The sequence below is a fragment of the Gordonia aichiensis genome, from assembly GCF_039946255.1.
GTDB classification, from domain to species: Bacteria; Actinomycetota; Actinomycetes; order Mycobacteriales; family Mycobacteriaceae; genus Gordonia; species Gordonia aichiensis_A.
The window spans coordinates 16,099-38,481 of sequence record NZ_JBCDWL010000002.1 but is presented as its reverse complement, the minus strand read 5'-3'; the positions used below and the strand labels follow the sequence as shown (position 1 = coordinate 38,481).

Genomic DNA, 22,383 nt, shown 5'->3' with positions numbered 1-22,383 from the left:
TCCGTTCGCGGGCTACTCGACCACCCTGACGGGCCCGCAAACCCCCTCCCCAGGATTGTCGAGTAAGCGCAGGAGCGAAGCGACGAAGCGCATCGAGACGATCCGAACCGGGTCTCGATACGCTCGCTCACTCCGTTCGCGGGCTACTCGACCACCCTGACGGGCCCGCAAACCCCCTCCCCAGGATTGTCGAGTAAGCGCCCCCAGGATTGTCGAGTAAGCACAGGAGCGCAGCGACGAAGCGCATCGAGACGATCCGCACCGCACCGGGCCTCGATACACTCGACCACCCTGACGGGCCCGCAAACCCCCTCCCCAGGGTTGTCGAGTAAACGCAGGAGCGCATCGAGACGATCCGCACCCGGGTCTCGATACACTCGCTCACTCCGTTCGCGGGCTACTCGACCACCCTGCAAGCCGCGAGTAAGCACAGGAGCCAAGCGCATCGAGACTGCGTTGCCCGCGCCGTGCCGAGCTGCTGTCGAACGCACTGTGGCCCCCGACCTTTCGGTCGGGGGCCACAGTGCGTTCAGATCAGCGTCAGACTGCGGGTTCGCGGACGTAGATCAGGGTCGGGCGATCGGCCGAGAAGGCCTTGCGCACGGCCGGTCCCACCTCGGCGTAGGAGGCGGCGTCGACGCCCTCGCAGCCCAGCGCGCGGGCCACGGATGCGAAGTCCGGGGTCGGCAGGTCGACCGAGATCGGGGTCTCGTCGCGGTCGAGCATCTCGTTGCGGATCTCGCCGTAGCCGCCGTTGTCGACCACGATGACCGGCAGCGCCACGCCGGCCTGCGCCGCAGTCGCCAGCTCGGCCAGAGAGAACATCACGCCGCCGTCACCGAGCACCGCGACCACCTGGCGGCCCGGCTCCGACAGCATCGCGCCGATGCCCGCGGGCAGCGAGTACCCCAGCGTGCCCAGGCCGGCCGGGTACATGAACGACCGCGGCGCGAAGCGCGGCAGGTTGCCCATCAGACCGTAGTAGCAGGACATCGACTGATCGGCGACGATGACGGCGTCGTCGTCGAGGACCTCGGCGAGCGACTCGGCCAGCCCGAGGTAGGCGGCGCCCATCTTGCGCGCATCGTCCGACAACCGCACCCGCCACGTCGCTGCGCGGTCGGCGCCCGACTCCGCACGACCCGAAGCGGCGTCGATCCGGCCGGTCAGGTCGGCGACGACGGTCGCGGCGTCACCGACGACGGCGACCTCCGGAATCGCGTTGGTCGCCACGGCGAGCGGATCGATGTCGATGCGGACCAGGCGGGTCTGCGGCATCGGTCCCCACCACCAGTCGGCGGGTGCCAGCTCGGTGCCGACGGCGACGACCACGTCGCAGTCGCGGACCAGGTCGAGCGTGGCCTCCAACTGCACGCCCGCCCCCAGCGCCAGCGGGTGATCCTCGCGGATCACGGCCTTGCCGTTGGCGGTGGTGACGACGGGCGCGTCGAGCTTCTCGGCCAGTGCCAGCACCTGCGCGGTGGCCCGGCTGGCGCCGCCGCCGGCGACGATCAGCGGGCGCTGCGCCGAGGCGACGACCTCGGCGGCCGCCGCGACGACCGACTCGGCGGGAACGATCGTCGGCACCGTCACGGGCGCCTCCGGGGTCACCTCGGCCTGCGCTTCGAGCAGATCCAGCGGGATCTCCAGGTAGGCCGGACGCGGCCGACCGGTGGTCATCGCGGCGAAGCACTGGGCCACCGCATGCGGGATCTCCTCGACGCTGGTGACGCGCTGGGTGTGCGCCACCACGGCCGACATCGCGTCGATCTGGCTGCGAACCTCATGGAGCAGGCCGTTGTAGCCGCTCGGGTGATTCGACGGCATGCCGGGTGCGATGAAGAGGACCGGAACCGAGTCGGAGTAGGCCTGCGCGGCGGAGGCCGCCGCGTTGAGGATCGCCGGTCCGGTGGTGGTCACCACGACTCCCGGCCGACCCGACAGCCGGGCGTACCCGTCGGCGGCGTAGCCGGCGCCCTGCTCGTGCCGCGGGGTGACGTGCTTGATCGGCGAGGACTCCAGCGCCGCGTAGATCGCGAGGTTGTGAGTGCCGGGGATGCCGAAAACAGTGTCGACACCGTGCCCGACGAGAGCATCGACGACGGCCTGGCCGCCGGTGGTGAGTACAGGTGACATTTTCTTCTGGTCTTTCTTCGCAGGGGTGGCGGTGACGCCGGTACAGCAGGAGAGATCGATCCTGGGGATCAGTAGACGGGCAGGTCGCTCGAGATGACGTCGAGCCGGCGCGAAGCCATCTCGAAAGCAGCGTCGCGCAGCGAGGTGCCCTCGGCCTCGGAGATGTCGAACATCTCGTCGCTGAGCGCGGTGATGCGGTCCTCGATCTTGCGGAACGACTGCTCGGGGGTGCCGTCGACGTCGCCGAAGAAGACCCACCACCACCAGGCGTTGGTGGCCGAGTTGGCGACGAAGTCGGGCGAGACCTCGATGCCGCGGGCCGTCAGCAGAGCCTCGGCCTCGGGCGTCACCGGCATGTTCGCGGCCTCCACCAGCAGGCGGGCGCGGATCTGATCCTGGTTGCCGTCGTTGATGCAGTACGAGACGGCGGCCGGGACCAGCACGTCGGCGTCGAGGGAGAGCCACTTGGATCCGTCGAGCTGCTGATCTTCCGGACGCAGGTGGCTGCGATCGACGTTGCCCTTGGCGCTGCGGCTCAGGAGCAGGTCCTCGACGTCGAGTCCGTTCTCGTTGTAGACGACGCCTTCGACGTCGACGATGCCGACGACGCGGACGCCCGCCTGCGCGAGGTAGCGTGCGGTGGCGCCGCCCATCGAGCCGAAGCCCTGGATGACGGCGGTGGTCTCGGCGGGCGCCATGTCGCGGCGGGCCATCGCGGCCAGTGCGGCCTTGGCGACGCCGAAGCCGCCGACGAGTTCGTCGAGTCGCACGCCGTCGACGACGCTGCCGAAGGCGGTGGCCATGCGAGCCTGCGCGGCGGCCGGATCGTCGACCACCTGGTCTGCGGCCTGGATCGAGCTGGTCAGGCCGACCTCGGGGAGCAGGGCGTCGATGGTCGTCTGCTGCACGCCGAAGTCCTCGCCCATGGTCCAGCGGGTGGCGATGATCGGGGCGGTGGCCTGCAGGAATCGGCGCAGGACGCCGTCGGCGTCGGGGTGGTACGGATCGAAGTCGATGCCGCCCTTGGCGCCGCCCAGCGGCACGTACGCGGCACCCGGCTCGTAGTGGACGCCCTCCTTGAGGGTCATGCCGCGCGCCAGGCCGCGCACCTCGTCGATCGTGCAGCCGGCGCGCATGCGCAGACCGCCCGACGAGACGCCGCGCACCAGGCGGTCGATGACGACGTAGCCGGTGGCGTCGGTCTCGGTGTCGCGCCAGGTCACTTCGAAGAAGGCCTCGTCATCGCGGTTGCCGGCGGTGGCATCGAGTGCGTTGGGAAGGGTCAGAGACATGTGGAAGCTCCTCACGGGATCGGGGCCCGACTGCAGAGGTCGAGGCTCATTGTGAATCAACGCTTGACTGAGTACTTAGTCAGTATGGCACCGATCACAAGAGTATGCAAGCCTTCATCGGCATCACTCCACGGAGATCACTCCACCGGCAGACCCAGCTCGCGCGAGGCCGTCAGGGCGACCCAGTCGTCGATCTGCGCGATCGAGATCGCACCGTCGAAGACGACGTGCTGAACGGCGAGACCATCGAGCATGGCGGTCAGCCGCCATGCGGTCCCGGCGGGATCGGCGCAGGTGAACGCACCGCGAGCGACGCCGTCCTCGATGATGCCGACGATCGCCTCACGCCATCCGGAGTCGAGCGCGGCGACCAGCTTCCGCAACTGGTCATCACGCAGACTCGCCGACCACGACTCGACCCACAACCGCCAGCCGAAAGCCGAACCGGTGGGCCCGTACTCGCGCAGCACGGCACGCAGCCGCGTCTCCGGGTCGGGATCGGCGCCGGCGAGCACCTCGTCGAGCGCCTTCACGTCACGATTGGCCGCGTACTCGACCGCCGACGCGATCAGCGTTCCGAGGTTGTCGAAGTGATAGAAGATCAGCCCGACGCTCACCCCGACGCGCTTGGCGACGTCGGCGCCGCGCACCTTGTCGATCCCGCTCTCCTCGATGATCTCGAGGGTCGCGTTGAGAATCGCATCTCGCCGCCCGGCGGCATCCTTGGAATTCCGTGACACGCCAGACATGCTACTGCCCCCGGTATCCGACAAATGGGAGTGATAACCGCCAAGCCTTGACAAGCGTGTGACGCGCACCGCATCCTTGAAGTCGTCTGACTGAGTACATAGTCAGCAACGCCGGCTGGTATTCGCGCATATGGGGAATGCGTCACCTGCCGGCTCGCACCCGAGGAGCATCCAACTGTGTCCGTAGTTCCGACCGCCGGATCCGACGATCCGGCACACACCACCGCCTCCCTGAATCCCACCACCATGGATATCCCAGAACTCTCCGCCGACGACTCGTCCGACCAGCCGCAGGGCCACAACTCGCTCAAGCGAGCGATGAAGAGCCGCCACCTGTTCATGATCACCCTCGCCGGCGTGATCGGCACCGGCCTCTTCCTCGGCACCGGCAGCGTCATCGGCCAGGCCGGCCCCGGCGGCACGATCGTGGCCTACCTGATCGGCGGCGCCCTGCTGTACCTGACGATGGTCTGCCTCGGCGAGATGTCGGCCGTGATGCCCGTCAGCGGCTCCTTCCAAGCGCACGCCACCAAGTTCATCGGCCCGGGCACCGGCTTCACGATCGGCTGGGTGTATTGGGTCAGCTGGGCCTCGTTCATCGGCCTGGAGTTCCTGTCCGCGGGCATCGTGATGAAGTTCTGGTTCCCGGACACCCCGACGTGGGTGTGGTCGACGATCTTCATCGTCGTGCTGTTCGCCGTCAACTGCTTCACCGTGCGCTCGTTCGCCGAGACCGAGTACGTGCTGGCCGCGATCAAGATCCTGGCCGTCGGCCTGTTCATCATCCTCGGCGGCCTCGCGGTCTTCGGCGTCATCGACATGGACGGTCAGTCCGCTCCCGGATTGTCGAACTTCACCTCGCACGGCGGCTTCTTCCCCGTCGGCCTCGGCGCCGTGTTCGCGGCCATGATGACCGTCGTCTACACGTTCATGGGCTCGGAGGTCATGGGTGTGGCCGCCGGCGAGACCGAGAACCCGCGCAAGGCGATCCCCCGCGCAGTCCGGACCATCGTCTTCCGCCTGGTCTTCCTCTACATCGGCGCCATCCTCATCCTGATCGCCCTGATCCCGTGGGATCAGCTGGGTCTGGACGAAAGCCCGTTCGTGACCGTCCTCAAGGCGATCGGCATCCCGTACGCCGCCGGCATCATGAACTTCGTCATCCTGATCGCCATCCTGTCGGTCGGCAACACCGGCCTGTACATGTGCACCCGCATCCTGTGGTCGCTGGCTCAGGAGCGTTCGGCCCCGCGCGTCTTCGGACAGACCACCAAGCGCGGCATCCCGATGGCAGCCCTGGTCTTCACCCTCCTGTTCGGTCTGCTGTCGCTGCTGACCAGCTTCGTCGCGGCCGACACCCTGTTCGTCTTCCTGATCTCGGTCAGCGGCGTCGGCGGCGCCCTCTGCTGGATGACCATCGCACTGTCCCAGTACAAGTTCCGCCGCCAGTACGTGGCGGCCGGCGGCGACGTCAAGAAGCTCGCCTACTCGGCGCCGTGGTTCCCGTTCACCCCGATCGCCGTGATCGCGATGAACGGCGCGGTCTTCGTCGCCATGGCCTTCGACGGCACCCAGCGCCTGTCGCTGATCCTGGGCCTGGCGTGCGTCCCGATCTGCTACGCGGTCTACCAGTGGATCATCCGTCCCCGAGTCGGCGCCGATGCGGCGGTCGCGGGCACCTCGGTCGGCATGCCGTGACCGAGCCCCGCTCAGTGGCGGTGGTCGGCGCGGGCATGGTCGGCCTGTCCACCGCCTGGTTCCTGCAGGACCGCGGCGTCGACGTCACCGTCGTCGACGCCGCGGGTCCGGCCGCAGGCGCCTCCTGGGGCAACGCGGGCTGGATCACCCCCACGCTCAGCACCCCGCTCACCGATCCGTCGATGGTGACCCACGGTCTGCGTCAGTTGTTCAAGGCGACCTCCCCGCTCTATGTACCGCTGACGTTCGACCCGGCGCTCTACGCCTTCCTCGCCCGGATGGCCCGCAACAGCACGCCGGCGCGGTGGCGCGCCGGCGTCGGCAAGCTCGTCGGCGTCAATCGCCGGGCCCTGGAGGCCTTCGACGACCTCGCGGCGGGCGGCGTCGACGGCCCCATCAGCGATGCCGACGAGTTCCTGTTCGGCTACACCGACGCTGCGGGTCCGCAGGCGATGGTCGCCGAGGGCCGACGCCTCTCGGCGCTCGGGCAGCAGGTCGACGTGGAGATCATCTCCGCGGACACGGCCCGAGCCGAAGCCCCGATGCTCTCGGACCGGATCGTCGGAGCGCTCAGACTCCACGGCCAGCGGTTCATCGACCCGCCCGCCTTCGTCCAAGCACTCGCGGACTCGTTCGTCCGACGCGGCGGCACCCTCGTCACCGCGCAGGTCAGCGGCATCGACGACCTGGGTGCGGCCGTCCACCTCGCGGGCGCCGGGATCGGCCGGGAGTTCTCCGCGGCGGTCATCGCCAGCGGCGTCACACTCCGCGGGCTCGCCCACCCCTTCGGCGTTCGAACCCGGGTGCGCGCCGGCCGCGGATACAGCTTCGCCGTCGACACCCGCGATCTCCCCCGCGGACCGGTGTACTTCCCCGGCTCGTCGGTGGTGTGCACGCCGCTGGGCGAGCGGATGCGCATCGCCGGAATGATGGAGTTCGCCCCGCACGAGGCGCCCCTGGACCCGCGGCGGATCGGCGCGATCGTCGACTCGGTGCGACCGCTGCTGAGCGGCGTCGACCTGGACCGCCGACACGATGAATGGGTGGGGTCGCGGCCGTGCACCGAGGACGGCCTTCCGCTGGTCGGCGCCACTGCCTCACCGCGCGTGTTCGTCGCGGGCGGGCACGCGATGGAGGGCATGACCCTCGGCCCGATCACCGGCAAGCTCCTGGCCGAGCAGATCACGACCGGCGACCGCATCCCGGCCCTGGCCGGATTCGATCCGTTGCGCTGACTCCCCCACCGCTCGTTCAAAAACGTTGGCGACATCGAGGCCCTGTCAGGGCCTTGATGTCGCCAACGTTGTTCGGCGAGTGCGACCCCATCCATCGACTTGTGCCAAAGGGGCACCCGTGACTGCCAAATCCGCGTGCGCGGCGCCGGAATCGGACACGGATCGGTTAGATGGGGAGATATGACGACAACCATCCTGCACAACGCCCGCCTCATCGACGGCACCGGCACCGACCCCGTCGCGGACGCCGTGGTGGTGATCGTCGACGGAAAGATCGGCTACGCCGGCCCGGCCGCCGGCGCTCCGCAGATCGACGACTCGGCCGAAGTCACTCGCGTCGACGTCGGCGGGAACACCGTCACCCCCGGATTCTTCGACTGCCACGTGCATCTGTCGCTGCCCGGCACCAAGGGCTCGCCGATCATGGCGGCGATGGTGCCTCCGTCGTACCGATACTTCGAGTTGCTCAACCGCCTGAAGGCGACCGTCGGGGCCGGCGTGACCACCGTCCGCGACCTGATGGGCGTCGACGTCGGCGTCCGCGACGCGGTGGCGCACGGGCTCATCGAAGGCCCCCGACTGCTGGTCGCCGACAAGATGTTCAGCCAGACCGGCGGGCACGCCGACTTCCACATCCCCTCGGGTCTGGACGGCACCGGGCTGGTCGGCGGCACCATCGTCGACACCGTCGACGAGGCCCGGCGCGAGGCACGTGAGCTGCTGCGCCAGGGCGTCGACGTCCTCAAGGTCGCCTCCAGCGGCGGCGTGACCTCTCCCAGCGACGATCCCGACTGGCTCGGCGCACGCACCGAGATCGTGGCCGCGCTCGTCGAAGAGGCCGAGAACTACGGCGGCCGCAAGGTCGCGGCACACGCCATCGGCTTCCTCGGCATCCAGGCCGCCATCCAGGGCGGCGCGCACAGCATCGAGCACGGCTACGCGCTGACCGACGAGCTGCGCACGGAGATGGTCGAGCGCGGCCAGTTCCTGGTTCCGACGCTGATCGAGACCCTCAAGCCCGACACCGCGACCCCGCAGGCGATCGCCAAGAGCACCAAGTGGCACGCGCTGGCGCACGAGTCGATTCAGGCGTCGGTGGAGGCCGGGATCAAGGTGGCCGTCGGCACCGACGCGGGCCTGGTCCCCGACCACGGCGCCAACCTCGGCGAGCTGGGATGCCTGGTCAAGTTCGGCGGCATGACGCCCATGCAGGCCATCGTCGCGGGCACCCGCACCTCCGCCGAGCTGTGCCAGGTCGACGACAAGCTCGGCACGCTGGAGGAGGGAAAGCTCGCCGACGTCGTCATCGTCAAGGGCGATCCGCTCGCCGACATCGACTCGATCGCCGACAACGACAACATCCTGCTCGTCCTCAAGGAGGGCAAGACGGTCAGCAACCGCGGCGCGTACGCGCTCTGACGAGCATGGAGTCCTCCTGCGGCCGGGCCGGCGGGAGGACTCCGGCGCCGCCCCAGCGCATGAGAACCTGCGTCAGCCACGAGAAAGCAGCAATGCCGGACACCGACCATGCCCCCTGCCGGTCACACCGACGAGAGCGAGATGCTCGCCCTCGTCACCGAGGTCGGAACCGCCCTCAACCGGTCGTCGTATCCGGTGCCCCGCATCACCCAGGTCCTTCAGCACATCTGCGCCTCCCACAGGAGCGACATCGTCACCCAGGTGTTCGCGAACTATCTCATCGTCCTCGACAAGGACGCCAACCGGATTCAGATCGAGAACACCGGATCGATGGACCGATTCGATCAGATCGCCGACGCCGAAGCCCTGGTGCACGAGGTGCGCCACCGTCGCATTCCCGTCCGCCGGGCCATCGACGGACTGCGCGCCGTCGCCGCCTCTCCTCCGCCGGTCTCCCCGATCCTCCGAAGCCTCGGGTACGCCCTGATGGCATTGGGTTTCGCCCCCTTCTTTCAGATGAGTCTGCCGGCGACCATCGCCGCGGTCGTCGTGTCGATCCCGCTGTCGGCGATCGTGCTGTGGGGCAGCACCAAGACCACCCTCGTCGCCTTGATGCCGGTCCTGCTCACCTTCCTGTCCGCGCTCGCGATCACGCTGTGGGCGGTGCACGGCGACCTCGCGGCCCCGGTACGCCTCGCGGTCATTCCGGTGGTGACGCTCATCCCCGGAGCCTCCCTGGCGACCGCCGTGATCGAGCTCAGTGCGGGAGACATGATCACCGGGACGGCCCGGCTCGCGTACGCCCTGATGATCCTCCTGTCGATGGCCTTCGGGCTGGCGGTGGCGATCGACCTCGTCGGCCTCTCCGCCGCCGACCTGCAGGACGTCACCACCGCCCTGGCTCCGTCCTGGGTTCTCTGGTTGGCCGGGCCGGTGTTCGGCATCGGCGCCATGCTCTATTTCTGCATGTCCAAGCGACTGTGTCTCTGGGTTCTGGCCCTGACCATCGGCACGTTCTGGCTCAACCACTTCCTCGGCAAGGTCATGCTGCCCGCATTCGCGGGCGGCATCGCCGTCGGGGTGGCATTGCTGGTCGCCTGGGTCATCAACGCTCACGCGCCGGGACGTCCGAGCGTCTTCGCAATGTTCCTGCCCGCGTTCTGGCTGATGGTCCCCGGCTCGATGGGTTTCGTCGCCATCAGCGGCGCCATCACCGCCGACCATCAGTTGGGCAGCCTCGGCACCGGTGCCGCCCTGTCGCTGTTGAGCATGGCGACGTCGATGATGATCGCGAGCGGGCTGGCACCGTTCGTCACACGAAAGCCGCCTCCGGTTCGCCTACCGACACCGGTGTTCCTCCTCCGACATCGACGCGGTCGCTGATGCTCTTCCGGGCCAACACACACATGTTCGGCACCTCTCCGCCGGCATCCAGCCGTTACACTTCCCGAAACGGGATCATCTACACAATTCGACACAGTCGCGGCCCAGGCGGCGACTCCAACGAAAGCGAGACCCTCATGTGCACGCGTGTCATGTGGCCAGATGCCAACGGCTCCGTCATCGTCGGCCGGAACATGGACTTCCACCAGGACCTCCACACCAATCTCTGGAAGCTCCCGCGCGGCATCAAACGCAATGACCGCGTCGAGGGCAAGCTGCAGTGGACCGCCAAGTACGGCTCGGTGATCGCCGGCGTCTACGACATCCTGTCGACCGACGGTGTCAATGAGAAGGGTTTGGCGGCGCACCTTTTGTGGCTGGCCGAATCCGATTACGGCACGCCGGACGACGACCGTCCGCAGCTGGCGATGTCGGTCTGGCTGCAGTACTACCTGGACAACTTCGCCACCGTGGGCGAGGCCGTCGCATGGAGTGAGAAGCATCAGCCCCACGTGATCCCGATGGCCGACCCGACCGGGCGCAGCAAGCCGGCACTCCACCTCGCGATCGAGGACGCCAGCGGCGATTCGGCGATCTTCGAGTACGTCGACGGCGAGCTGGAGATCTATCACAGCCGCGACTACCTCGTGATGACCAATTCCCCGACGTACGACCAGCAGCTCGAGCTGGTCAAGAAGTTCAAGGGCCTCGGCGGCGACGATCCGCTGCCGGGCACCTGCGCCGCCCAGGACCGCTTCGCCCGCGCCCTGTACTACGTCGGCGTCCAGCCCCAGCCGACCTCGCAGGTGCAGGCGATGGCGGCGATGCTGAGCATCATCCGCAACGCGGCGCAGCCCTTCCGCAACCCGGAGCCGGGCAAGCCCGACGCCTCGCAGACGCTGTGGCAGGTGGTGATCGACCTGACCAATCTGCGGTATGCGTTCGAGTCGACCACCCGCCCCAACACCGTCTGGGTGGACTTGAAGGATCTCGACTTCACCGAGGGATCCGGCGAGACCAAGCTGGATCTGGTCAGCAAGCTCGCCATCGAGGGCGGCATCGCCGGCGAGGTGCACCGGCAGTTCAAGAAGCACCACAGATTTCACATCGTCTCGATCGAACAGGCCAAGCTCATCGGTGAAGTGGTCACGAAGGCCGGCGCAGAACTGGCCGATCTGAAGACCGCCGAAGACCAGGTCCTGGGCATCGAGGCGCGGGTTCAGCGCGTGCTCGCCGAGTTCATCGACGCCGAGTAGAAGAATCTCGCGTCACATCGGCCTCGGACTCGCCCGGTGAGAGTCCGAGGCCGTTCCGCGCGCATTACCATCACGGGTGTCCCAGTCAGGACATCGATACCACGTTCTCACCCCGCGGTCGATCGATCGGCCGCAGCAGTTCATAGATGCGGAGGCCTTCGCGGCCACCCTCCGCCGGGCCGCCCGGGGAGAGCTTCCGCTGGAGCCCTCGCTCACTGCGGCAGAAGCCGACTACTTGCGCAACATGCTCGGCGTGATCGCCGAGGCGGGCCCGCTGTCGTTCATCGAATCGAACGACAGCGGGCGCAGCGCGGTGTTCGACGACGAACCACTCGCCGACGCCGACTGGGATCCGATGGTCGTCGCGTCGTCGGATGTGGGGTCGGCGCTGAATCCCCGTGAGATACCCGAGCACCTTCGAGCACGCCTGGGCGTGCTGCTGCTGAGCTATCTGTGTTACGACGACTTCCGTCTCCCGCACACCGGAACCGGCGGCCACCGGGACTGTGACGACATCCTCGAGCGAACCAAAGCGGTGTACCGCATGTGGTTCAACCAACTGACCGTCGCCGAGCCGGGATCCGGGCTCGAACAGTATTTCGCCGATCAGCGACTGGACTTCCCGACCGTGGACGTCGCCGACCTGCCGAGTCTGAGTCTCAGCTGTGCCGGCGACCTCTTGGCCGTCGACGTCCTCGTTCCGGAGAGCACCACGCACTTGTTCGACGGCATCGCCGACTTCTACAGCACCGCCGACATCGTCAGCGCCAACCTGGAGTCGGTCGTCGATTCAACGCAGCTGATCGGCCGCTACGAGTCCGTGGGCCGAGCCGCGCGGATGAACACCTCACCCGAGATGGTCGAGCGATTCGTCGAGGGCGGCGGGATCACCTTCGTCTCCACCGCCACCGATCACGCAATGGACTGGGGCGAACACGGTGTCCTCGCCACCCTCGACGTGCTGCGCGATGCCGGGCTCGCGCACGCAGGCACGGCGGCGACCGCCTGCGAGCAGGACCGCGTCGTGCTCTCCGAGCACGATGGCATCAAGGTGGCCCTGCTGGCGTTCACCTTCGGCGTGAACGACAACGCCGTGCCCGACGACAAGCCGTATCTGGTCGACGTCGTCCGGTTCAACGACGTCGACCCCGCCCTCGATCTGGCGCTGGTGCGCCGACAGGTCGAGGCGGCCCGAGCCGCAGGCGCCGACTACATCATCGCCTACTGCCACTGGGGCTGGGAGTTCGAGACCTATACGCACCAGGTCACCGTCGACGCCGCGCACGCGGTGATCGACTGCGGCGTCGACACGATCATCGGAAATCACGCCCACGTCGCTCAGCCCATGGAACGCGTCGTCCGGGAGGGACGCCCGGACGGATTGATCGTGTACGCCCTCGGCGGCTTCGTCAGCTATCACCCGGAGAGCCGGAACTCGGCGCTGGCCCTGACCGTCCGATTCGACCTCGTCCGCCACGACGACGGCGGCGACAGCGGCGACGGCACCGTGTACCTGGCGAATCTCCGGGTGCTGCCGATCTACCTCCATCACACCGAACTGCCCGGCGGCGACTTCGACTCCCGGATCCTCAGGTTCGCCGACGTCTGCGAGGACCCCGACCGCTTCGGTCTCACCGAGGCCGAGCAGACTCACCTGCCCTATCTGAAAGACGAGCTCCTGCGCGGCAGAGTGCTGCCCGCCGTCGTCCCCGAAGGACTGCTGGCCAGGTAGTCGGCGAGTCGTTCAGACAGAAAGCGGGAGCCGCGCCCTCCGGCGCGGCTCCCGCTTTTCAGCAGTCCCCTTCGATCACAGGTTGATCATGTGTCCGATCGCGCCGTGGAAGGTCTCCTGCATCGCCTCGCTCATCGTCGGATGAGTGTGGACGTTGCGGGCCAGCTCGCGTGCGGTCAGGTCCCACTTCTGCGCCAGGGTCAGCTCCGGCAGCATCTCGGAGACGTTGTCGCCGACCAGGTGCCCGCCGAGCAGTTCCTCGGTCGCCGAGTTCGTGATCAGCTTGACGAAGCCCGCGGTCGCGGCCAGGCCCTGCGCCTTGCCGTTGGCGGTGAACGGGAACTTGGTGACCGTGATCTCGTAGCCCTCGGCCTTCGCCTGCTCCTCGGTGAGACCGAAGGAGGCCACCTGCGGCTGACAGAAGGTGGCCCGCGGCATCATCCGGTAGTCGCCCAGCAGCATGGTCTCGGCGCCGGCCATCGTCTCGGCGGCCACCACGCCCTGCGCCTCGGCCACATGGGCCAGCTGCAGCTTGGCGGTCACGTCGCCGATGGCGTAGATGCCGGGCACGTTGGTGCGCATGTTGTCGTCGATCGCGATGGCGCCGCGGTCGGTGAGCGCCACGCCGGTGTTCTCCAGGCCGAAGCCCTCCACGCGCGGGGCGAAGCCGACCGACATGAGGACCTTGTCGACGGTGAGCGCGCCGTCGTTGCCCTTGGCGTCCTTGTAGGTGACGGTGACGCTGTCGCCGTTGTCGTCGACGGTCTGCACGCCGGTGCCGGCGAGGATCTTGACGCCGAGCTTCTTGTAGGCCTTGGCGATCTCCTTGGAGACGTCGGCGTCCTCGTTCGGCAGCACGCGCGGCATGAACTCGATGATGGTGACGTCGACGCCGTAGTTGGCCAGGACGTACCCGAACTCCATGCCGATGGCGCCGGCGCCGACGATGACGATCGAGCCCGGCAGGTCGCGGGTGAGGATCTGGGTCTCGTAGGTGACGACGTTCTCGCTCAGCGCCACTCCCGGCAGCAGCTTGACGGTGGAGCCGGTGTCGATGATGACGTTATCGAAGGTGATCTCGCGGTCGCCGACGACGAGGGTCTTGGCGTCGCGGAACACGCCGTACCCGTCGATCTCGGTGATGCCGTTCTTCTTCATCAGGAAGTGAACGCCCTTGACGATGCCGTCGGAGACCTTGCGGCTGCGGTCGAAGGCGGCCCCGAAGTCGAAGCTCACCTCGCCGCTGATGCCGAAGGTCTTGGCCTCGTGGTTGAAGACGTGTGCGAGTTCGGCGTTGCGCAGCAGCGCCTTCGACGGGATGCACCCGACGTTGAGGCAGACGCCTCCCCACCACTTCTCTTCGATGACGGCGGTCTTCATGCCCAACTGGGCGGACCGGATCGCGGCCACGTACCCGCCGGGTCCGGCTCCCAGGACAACTGTTTGAAAATGTTCAGCCACGCAGTTCAGGGTACTTCCCGCCTGTGCCCGACGCAGCCGTCCGGTTGGCCTCGGTCCCGCATCACATTTCAATCACTGATTGAATCACCGATTGAAATGTGATGTGATCGAGCGATGACAGCCGAGACGAGCGCCCGAGACACCCGCCGACGGCTGCTCGACGCCGCCGCCGAGCTGCTGACCGAGGTCCCCTACGACGACCTGTCGGTCCGCGCGGTCTGCACCGCCGCGGGCGCCAATCCGGCCGCGGTGCACTATCACTTCGGATCCAAGGAGTCGCTGGTCGCAGTGCTCCTGGAAGAGCGGTTCGAACCGACCTGGGCGACGGCGCTCGACGCCCTCGCCGACCGCCCGCGGACCGTCGCCGACATCGTCGGCGTCGTCCTCGATCCATTCGTCGCCCTGCAACGCGACCCCGCCTCCGCACCGACCGTCCGCGTGCTGGCGCAGTTCGTCCTCGCCCGGCCGCGGACCGAGTGGACCGGCCGCTGGTTCCGGCTCGAGGAGTGGGCGACGCTGCTGGCCGCCACCGTCCCCGGCCTCGACGCCGACACCGCGCGCCGACGCTGGCGGTTCGCGTTCACCGTGCTGATGACCGAGCTCGCCGTCGCCGAGCAGCTCTCACCCGAGAATCTGGCCGCCCTGTCCGACTTCCTCACCGCCGGCCTGACCGGCCCGGCTCCCACCGCCGACCCCGCACCCACCGCCACCCCGAAAGGCACCCGATGACCGCCCCCGCCGCCACCGATCCGTTCTCCCCGGCCACGCTGGGCCCGCTGACCCTGCGCAACCGGATCATCAAATGCGCCACATTCGAGGGCATGACACCCGACGCGCTGGTGACCGACGAGCTGATCGACTTCCATCGGGAGGTCGCCGCGGGCGGCGCCGCGATGTCGACGGTGGCCTACTGCGCCGTCGCCCCCGGCGGTCGCACCGACCGTCATCAGATCTGGATGCGCCCGGAAGCCGTCGCCGGACTGACGCGTCTCACCTCGGCGATCCACGCCGAGGGCGCCCTGGCCGCCGCTCAACTCGGCCACGCCGGGCCGGTGGCGAACTCCGTGTCGAACCGGCAGCCGGCCCTCGGCCCGGGCCGGATCCCGGCGCCGATGGGCATGTCGCTGACCAGCCGGGTCAGCGCCGACGACATCAAGGGACTGGTCAAGCAGTTCGCGGTCGCGGCCCGACTGGCCGTCGACAGCGGCTTCGACGGCTTGGAGATCCACTGCGGCCACAACTATCTGCTCAGTTCGTTCATGTCGCCCCTGCTCAACCACCGCCGCGACGAGTACGGCGGCTCCGCGGCCAACCGGGCGCGCTTCGCCCGCGAGGTGCTCGAAGCGGTCCGCACCGAGGTCGACGGCGAGGCCGCCGTCTGGGCCAAGCTCAACATGTTCGACGGCGTCGGCAAGCCGGGCCGCGGCCGCGGCGGCCGCAAGTGGAGCGGGGTCAACCTCGACGACGCGATCACGTTCGCGAAGCTCTTCGAGTCCGACGGCCATCTGGACGCCATCGAACCGACGGCGGGCAGTTCGCTGCTCAACCCGATGTACCTGTTCCACGGCACCCCGCCGCGCGCCGCGTTCGCCGCCGCGATGAAGGGCGTCATGCGCACCGGAATGAAGGCCGCCGGACCGATCTTCCTGCGGCACTACCCCTACACCGACGCCTATCTGCTGCCGCTGGCGAGCGAGCTCCGCAAGGAGGTGTCGATGCCGCTGATCCTGCTCGGCGGCATCACCGACCGCACGTCGATGCAGACGGCGATGGACGCCGGCTTCGACTTCGTCGCGATGGGTCGGGCCCTGCTGCGCGAGCCCGACCTGCCGAACCTGCTGCAGGCCGATCCGGCCGCCCGCAGCAAGTGCGTGCACTGCAATCTGTGCATGCCGACGATCTACTCGCAGACCCGGTGCCCCATCCGCACCGGCGAGGTCCCCGATCCGCTGACCACGCCGTGATCGCTCCCGTGCGGCGGGCCCGATCTCTGCCGCATGGCGAATCGTTCTGCGCCACACCGTGATTTCTCGGGCTGTTCCGACGAGCTCTGCGACAGACTGACCCTCGCAGACGACTGTCGCGTCGTCGCCGACGCGTCGACGGCCGTGCCGATCGACCGCGTCGACCACAGTCGCGAGGAGTCCGGGAACCGGTGGAAGCGTTCGAAGTCGTCATTCAGATCCTGCTGTTCCTGATACCGCTCGCGCTCGGCGCCAAATACGGCCCCATGGCGCTGATCGGCATGTCCGGGGTCTCGGTGTTCATCCTCGTCGAGTTCATGCGGATGCGACCGTCGTCGCCGCCGCTGTCGGCGATCTTCATCATCCTGGCCGTCATCTGCGCGACCGCCGCGATGACCGCCGCGGGCGGGATGGACTGGCTGGTCCGGCTGGCGGGCAAGGCGATGCGCAAGCATCCCAAGCAGATCCCGGTGATCGGCCCGCTGTTCGTCTGGTTGTTCACCGTCATGTCCGGCACCGGGAACATCACCTTCGCGCTGATCCCGATCATGTACGAGGTGTCGTACTCGGCCAAGATCCGGCCCGAGCGGATCCTGGCCACCTCGGTCGCGGTGTGTCAGCTGGCCCTGATGGCCAGTCCGGTGGCAGCGATGACGTACGTCTTCCTGACACTGACCGAGAAGCAGGGCACCACCTTGGCCACCATGCTTGCGGTGACGGTTCCGGCCTCGTTGATCGCCACGATCCTCGCCTCACTGGTCATGTCCCGCTACGGCAAGAACCTCGACGACGATCCCGAGTACCAGCGCCGACTGGCGGCCGGCGAGATCGATCCGCCGCACGCCGCGCCGGGCGATGCCGGGGAGGTCGCGCCGCTGCGGCCCCGCGCCGCGTGGAGTGCCGGGATCTTCCTGGCGGGGGTGATCGTGGGCTGTGTGCTCGGCTTCTTCGAAGGACTCCGGCCCACCTACTCGGTGGCGCAGGAGGACGGATCGCTGCTGTCGTCGACGGTCTCGATGTCGTTCATGATCCCGATCGTCATGTTCGCCGTCGCCGGACTGATCATGGTCGTCTGCCGGGTGAAGACCCCCGAGGTGCTCTCCCAGTCGATCATCGGCACCGGCCTCATCGCGGCGCTGCTCCTACTGTCGGTGCCGGTGCTCGCGGGCACCATTCTCGACGCCCACATCGACGAGGTCGCCTCCTTCGTCAACAGCGCGATCGGGGTGTCGGTGACGCTCTTCGCGGTGATCCTGTTCCTGCTCGCCTCCCTGATCCAGAGCCAGGTCGCCTCGCTGACGATCCTGATCCCGGCGGCCTCGGCCGCGGGGCTGGGCATCGGTCCGATGACCGGCATGCTCGGCGCGGCCAGCGGCAACAACCTGCTCGCCTCGATGAGCGGCCTGGGCCAGGCGTGCATCCTCACCGACAAGACCGGCTCCACCAAGCAGGGCTCGATCCTGATCAACGGCTCGTTCCTGGTCCCGATGCTGTTGTGTTCGGCGTTCGCCATCGCCGTCGGCCTGGGCATGCAGGCCGTGATCTTCTGATCGTCGAATGGCGTCCCGACCTGCAACGACGCCGACCGATCCGCGGCTTGCCCCGACGATCCAGTTAGCCACCCCGAACGGAAAGTGATAGGCAGGAGTAGTCCGTTCGGGGAATGACTCCCGATAGTCGATAGTCCTTCACAGGCATCCGGGGAGTGGTACCGAAGTCCGCAGTGTCATCGGCGTCTCGCCTTCGCCGCTGTGGCAACAGACCAGTCCCTCGCCCGAACGACGATCGGCCCTCGGAGGTCTCGATGACTGAATCGACTCTCACCCCGGCCGCAGTACCGCCGTCGACCATCCGCAAAGCGATCGCCGCCTCGGCGATCGGCAATGCGACCGAATGGTACGACTACGGCGTCTACGCGGCCACCACCACTTACCTCACCCAGGCCTTCTTCCCCGGCCACCTCGGCACGGCGGGCACCATGCTCGGCTTCGCCGTCTCCTTCCTGCTCCGACCGCTCGGCGGATTCGTGTGGGGTCCGATCGGCGACCGGCTCGGCCGCAAACACGTGCTCGCCCTGACCATCCTGCTGATCTCGCTGGCGACCGCGCTCATCGGCGTCCTGCCGACGCACGCCGCCATCGGCGTCTGGGCGCCGATCCTGCTGATCGTCCTCCGCGTGGTCCAGGGCTTCTCCACCGGCGGCGAGTACGGCGGCGCGGCGACGTTCATGGCCGAGTACGCCCCAGACCACAAGCGCGGCCGCTACGGCAGCTTCCTGGAGTTCGGCACCATGGCCGGCTTCGCCTCCGGCACCGCGCTCGTGCTGCTGATGAACCTCGGCCTGTCCGACGCGCAGATGTCCGACTGGGGCTGGCGCCTCCCGTTCCTGCTGGCGTTGCCGCTGGGTCTGGCGGGCCTGTATCTGCGGTCGCAGCTCGACGATCCGCCCGTGTTCACCGACGTCGAGGAGACGGTCGCCGACCCGGGCGGCCTCGTCGCGCAGCTGCGGACGACGATCGTGAACTACTGGAAGCCGATCGTGATCATGTTCGGCATGGTGGTCGCGCTCAACATCACCAACTACACCCTGCTGGCCTATCAGCCCGAATACCTCAAGGGGACCATCGGACTCGGCGAGGACGCCGGATCGGTCGTCGTCCTGATCGGCCAGGTCGTCATGATGGCGCTGATCCCCCTGTTCGGCATGTGGTCGGACCGCACCGGCCGCAAACCGATGTGGCGGGTGTCCCTGGTCGGCCTGTTCGTCCTGGCCCTGCCGATGTACTGGCTGATGGGGCAGGGTTTCGGCTGGGCGATCATCGGCTTCGTGGTGTTGGGTGTCCTCTACATTCCGCAGCTCGCGACCATCTCGGCCACGTTCCCGGCCATGTTCCCCACCCATGTGCGGTACGCGGGGTTCGCGATCTCGTACAACCTGTCGACCGCCGCCTTCGGCGGCACCGCGCCGCTGGTCAACGACGCCGTCGTCGGCGGCACCGGCTGGACGCTGTTCCCGGCCGTGTACATGATGGCCGCCTGCCTGATCGGCGCCGTCGCGCTGCGTTTCCTCACCGAGACCGCGGGCTGCTCCATCGCGGGCACGCAGATCCCGGGGGCCGCCGTCGAAGACGACGTGAAGATCCCGGCACCCGCCTGACACCCCGCTCTGCTCGTATCGCACCGCTTCTGTTCTCCGCACTCGGTCGCGACCGGGTGCGGAGAACAGAAGCGGTGCGACGCGGGCGAAAGTGGTGCGACATGCCGGTCGGTACCGTGGAGGCCGTGACCAACGGCGATCGGTATCTCTGGCTCGAAGACGTGACCGGCGACGACGCCCTGGCCTGGGTGCGCGAACACAATGCGCCGACCATCGCCGAGTTCACCGGCTCGGAGCGCTTCGCCGGCCTCGAGGCCGGCGCGCTGGAGGTCCTCGACACCGACGACCGCATCCCCTACGTCCGACGACGCGGCGAGTTCCTCTACAACTTCTGGCGCGACGCCGCCCACCCCCGCGGACTGTGGCGCCGCACCCGGCTGGAGAGCTACCGGACCGACTCCCCCGACTGGGACGTGCTGATCGACGTCGACGCGCTCGCCGTCGCCGAGGACGAGAACTGGGTGTGGGCCGGGGCGACCATGAACTACCCCGAGTACGACCGGGCGCTGATCTCCCTGTCGCGCGGAGGCGCCGACGCCGCCGTGGTCCGGGAGTTCGACGTCGTCGCCCGCTCCTGGGTCACCGACGGCTTCGCGTTGCCGGAGGCGAAGTCGTCGATCGACTGGATCGACCGCGACACCGTCTACGTCGGCAGCGACTTCGCGACCACCCCCGACGGGCTGCCCGCACTCACCTCGTCCGGCTATCCGCGCACCGTGCGACGCTGGTCGCGCGGCACCGACGTGGCCGACGCGCCGACCGTGTTCGCCGGCGAGGTCGCCGACGTCGCCGTCGGCGCCGTGTGCGACAAGACCCCCGGCCACGTCCGGCATTTCGTGTCGCGGTCGACAGACTTCTTCAACGCCCTCGACTACGAACTGCGGCCCGACTCGGGCGAGCTGGTCCGCATCGACGTTCCCACCGACGCGCACTACGGCGTCCGGCACGACTGGCTGATGGTGCTGACCCGCTCGCCGTGGGCGGTCGGCGACGGCGAGTACCCGGCGGGCACCCTGCTGGTGTTCGACTATCCCGCCTACCTCGACGGCGACCGCACCCACGAGGTCCTGTTCGCCCCCGACGCCCACACCGGCCTGCAGGAGTTCACGTTCACGCGCTCGCATCTGGTGCTGGTGACCCTCCGCGACGTCGCCACCGAGATCGAGTTCCGCGAGCTGGGCACCTGGGCGCCCGCCGCGGTGCCGGGCATCCCGGAACTGGCGACCGTCGGCGTCCTCGACACCGACCCCGACGCCAGCGACGAGATCTGGCTGTCGGCGAGCAGTTTCACGCGGGCGCCGAGCCTGCTGCACGGCACCAGCACCGACGGGGTCTCGGTGATCAAGTCCTCACCCGAGTTCTACGACGCCTCCGGCGTCTCGACTCGACAGTTCTTCGCCACATCCGACGACGGCACCGCGATCCCCTACTTCGTCGTCAAACGCGACGATGTCGACGCCGGCCCCACCCTGCTGTACGGGTACGGCGGCTTCGAGAACTCGATGACGCCCACCTACCTCGGCATCGCCGGCCGCAGCTGGATCAGCCGGGGCGGAATCTACGTGATCGCCAACATCCGCGGCGGCGGCGAGTACGGGCCGACGTGGCACACGCAGGCGCAGAAGGCCGGTCGGCACCTGGTCTACGAGGACTTCGCGGCCGTGGCCCGCGACCTCGTGACCCGCGGGTTCACCACCCCGGAGCGGCTCGGCGCGCAGGGCGGCTCCAACGGCGGCCTGCTGATGGGAGTGATGGCGACCAGCTACCCGGAACTGTTCGGGGCCCTGGTGTGCCAGGTCCCGCTGCTCGACATGCGCCGCTACCATCTGCTGCTGGCGGGCGCCTCGTGGGTGGCCGAGTACGGCGACCCCGACGACCCCGCCGAGTGGGAGTTCATCTCGAAGTACTCGCCCTATCAGCGGCTGCGCGCCGACGTCCCCGTCCCGGAGATGCTGATGACCACCTCGACGCGCGACGACCGCGTGCACCCGGGTCACGCCCGCAAGTTCGTGGCCCGGATGCAGGAACAGGGACACCCGGTTCACTACTACGAGAACATCGAGGGCGGGCACGGCGGCGCCGCCGACAATCGGCAGGGCGCCTTCAAGTCGGCGCTGGCCTACGAGTTCCTGTGGCGGACGGTCGGCAACGACGACCGCAACCGCTGACGGGCCGACCGGATCACGGCGTCGACGTCGAGCGTCGGCCGCCCGCGCACGATCGGGTGCATCGCGACACCGATCAGCAGTGCGCTCGCGTGGCCGATGTCGGTGAAGGTCACCGGCGGCACGAACAGCGGCGCCAGGAACACCACCGCGCACCCGGCGAGGTAGCCCCACCGCCAGCGTCCCGACAGCCGGTAGGCGAGCACGCCGATGATCGCCGCCATGAAGTAGCTGACGCCGACGTCGACCGCGTAGGCCAGCGACGGATTGGCCCGCCCGCGGTCGATCGCCGCACCGACGAGCCCCTGGCTGATGAGGGTTGCCAGCAGGTGCCCGGCCAGTCCGACAGCGACGAATCGCCATGCGCCGAGCCACCGTTCGGCGGTGGCGAGGAAGATGGTGAACCCGATCAGGTAGGGCAGCCAGTAGGCGCCGTCGAGCCAGAACAGGCTGCCGAAGATCGCGCGCAACGGGTCGTGGAGCAGGTTCTCGATGTTGGTCGATCGGTGACCGAGGATGCGTTCGAGCCGCCGCGGGGACACCCGATGCTGCACGACGGTCGTCACCAGCAGGACGACCAACCACGAGTAGGTGATCGGCGCACTGCGAATCCATCGGCCGATCGCCGCCGCGGTCCACCGCAGCCGGCCCGTCTTCGCGCTCACCGTCTCACGGTAGGCGCGCCCGACGCTCCGCCGCCAGTGTTCGGTCAGGCGACCCGTCGCCGGTGATCGGT

General features: G+C 68.3%; 16 protein-coding genes. 11 read left to right on the top strand and 5 right to left on the bottom strand.

All coding sequences use genetic code 11. From position 1 onward, the window contains the following. Window positions 1-540 precede the first annotated feature (540 nt). The 3 genes from AAFO60_RS03050 to AAFO60_RS03040 all read right to left on the bottom strand — a co-directional run bounded on the left by AAFO60_RS03050 (window position 541) and on the right by AAFO60_RS03040 (window position 4,177). Complete coding sequence (locus AAFO60_RS03050) at window positions 541-2,136, bottom strand: thiamine pyrophosphate-binding protein (RefSeq protein WP_347954698.1); 1,596 nt, start codon at window positions 2,134-2,136, stop codon at window positions 541-543. Between the two features lie 68 nt (window positions 2,137-2,204). Further along, entirely contained in the window at window positions 2,205-3,428 is a 1,224-nt protein-coding gene (locus tag AAFO60_RS03045) for a Glu/Leu/Phe/Val dehydrogenase dimerization domain-containing protein (protein ID WP_347954697.1), read from the bottom strand. Window positions 3,429-3,565: 137 nt separating this feature from the next. Then, complete coding sequence (locus AAFO60_RS03040) at window positions 3,566-4,177, bottom strand: TetR/AcrR family transcriptional regulator (protein WP_347954696.1); 612 nt, start codon at window positions 4,175-4,177, stop codon at window positions 3,566-3,568. A 177-nt stretch (window positions 4,178-4,354) separates the two neighbouring features. Here AAFO60_RS03040 and AAFO60_RS03035 point away from each other — a divergent pair, with 177 nt between their 5' ends. From AAFO60_RS03035 to AAFO60_RS03010, 6 genes are all read left to right on the top strand, one after another. Then, on the top strand, window positions 4,355-5,875 hold the full coding sequence (locus tag AAFO60_RS03035) for an amino acid permease (RefSeq protein ID WP_347954695.1): 1,521 nt from the start codon (window positions 4,355-4,357) through the stop codon (window positions 5,873-5,875). A 35-nt stretch (window positions 5,876-5,910) separates the two neighbouring features. Next, window positions 5,911-7,110: an NAD(P)/FAD-dependent oxidoreductase gene (locus AAFO60_RS03030; protein ID WP_424310384.1), complete on the top strand. Its 1,200-nt coding sequence runs from the start codon at window positions 5,911-5,913 to the stop codon at window positions 7,108-7,110. Window positions 7,111-7,290: 180 nt separating this feature from the next. Next, the gene (locus AAFO60_RS03025) at window positions 7,291-8,529 is read left to right on the top strand and encodes a metal-dependent hydrolase family protein (protein WP_347954693.1); all 1,239 of its coding nucleotides are present in this window, start codon (window positions 7,291-7,293) and stop codon (window positions 8,527-8,529) included. Between the two features lie 108 nt (window positions 8,530-8,637). Continuing rightward, window positions 8,638-9,912 (top strand): threonine/serine ThrE exporter family protein, encoded by a 1,275-nt coding sequence (locus tag AAFO60_RS03020; RefSeq protein WP_347954692.1) that lies wholly within the window; start codon window positions 8,638-8,640, stop codon window positions 9,910-9,912. 137 nt (window positions 9,913-10,049) lie between these two features. Continuing rightward, complete coding sequence (locus AAFO60_RS03015) at window positions 10,050-11,168, top strand: linear amide C-N hydrolase (protein ID WP_347954691.1); 1,119 nt, start codon at window positions 10,050-10,052, stop codon at window positions 11,166-11,168. A gap of 76 nt (window positions 11,169-11,244) precedes the next feature. Then, window positions 11,245-12,900 (top strand): CapA family protein, encoded by a 1,656-nt coding sequence (locus AAFO60_RS03010; RefSeq protein WP_347954690.1) that lies wholly within the window; start codon window positions 11,245-11,247, stop codon window positions 12,898-12,900. 75 nt (window positions 12,901-12,975) lie between these two features. Here the strand turns inward: AAFO60_RS03010 and lpdA are convergent, their stop codons facing one another. Next, window positions 12,976-14,361, bottom strand: a complete 1,386-nt coding sequence (gene lpdA / locus AAFO60_RS03005) for a dihydrolipoyl dehydrogenase (RefSeq protein ID WP_347954689.1) — start codon at window positions 14,359-14,361, stop codon at window positions 12,976-12,978. Between the two features lie 114 nt (window positions 14,362-14,475). Between lpdA and AAFO60_RS03000 the strand changes: the two genes are divergently transcribed. The 5 genes from AAFO60_RS03000 (at window position 14,476) to AAFO60_RS02980 (ending at window position 21,650) form a co-directional block, all read left to right on the top strand. Beyond that, window positions 14,476-15,090: a TetR/AcrR family transcriptional regulator gene (locus AAFO60_RS03000; RefSeq protein WP_347954688.1), complete on the top strand. Its 615-nt coding sequence runs from the start codon at window positions 14,476-14,478 to the stop codon at window positions 15,088-15,090. After that, on the top strand, window positions 15,087-16,325 hold the full coding sequence (locus AAFO60_RS02995) for an NADH:flavin oxidoreductase (RefSeq protein ID WP_347954687.1): 1,239 nt from the start codon (window positions 15,087-15,089) through the stop codon (window positions 16,323-16,325). The genes AAFO60_RS03000 and AAFO60_RS02995 overlap by 4 nt, the downstream gene beginning before the upstream one ends. Window positions 16,326-16,516: 191 nt before the next feature. Further along, window positions 16,517-17,875, top strand: a complete 1,359-nt coding sequence (locus AAFO60_RS02990) for an anaerobic C4-dicarboxylate transporter family protein (protein WP_347954686.1) — start codon at window positions 16,517-16,519, stop codon at window positions 17,873-17,875. 254 nt (window positions 17,876-18,129) lie between these two features. Then, window positions 18,130-19,482: an MFS transporter gene (locus tag AAFO60_RS02985; RefSeq protein WP_347954685.1), complete on the top strand. Its 1,353-nt coding sequence runs from the start codon at window positions 18,130-18,132 to the stop codon at window positions 19,480-19,482. A 101-nt stretch (window positions 19,483-19,583) separates the two neighbouring features. Beyond that, a complete protein-coding gene (locus AAFO60_RS02980) occupies window positions 19,584-21,650 on the top strand; it encodes a prolyl oligopeptidase family serine peptidase (RefSeq protein WP_347954684.1) in 2,067 nt (688 codons plus the stop codon). Here the strand turns inward: AAFO60_RS02980 and AAFO60_RS02975 are convergent. Further along, window positions 21,602-22,312 (bottom strand): rhomboid-like protein, encoded by a 711-nt coding sequence (locus tag AAFO60_RS02975; protein ID WP_347954683.1) that lies wholly within the window; start codon window positions 22,310-22,312, stop codon window positions 21,602-21,604. The genes AAFO60_RS02980 and AAFO60_RS02975 overlap by 49 nt on opposite strands. Between the last annotated feature and the right edge of the window lie 71 nt (window positions 22,313-22,383).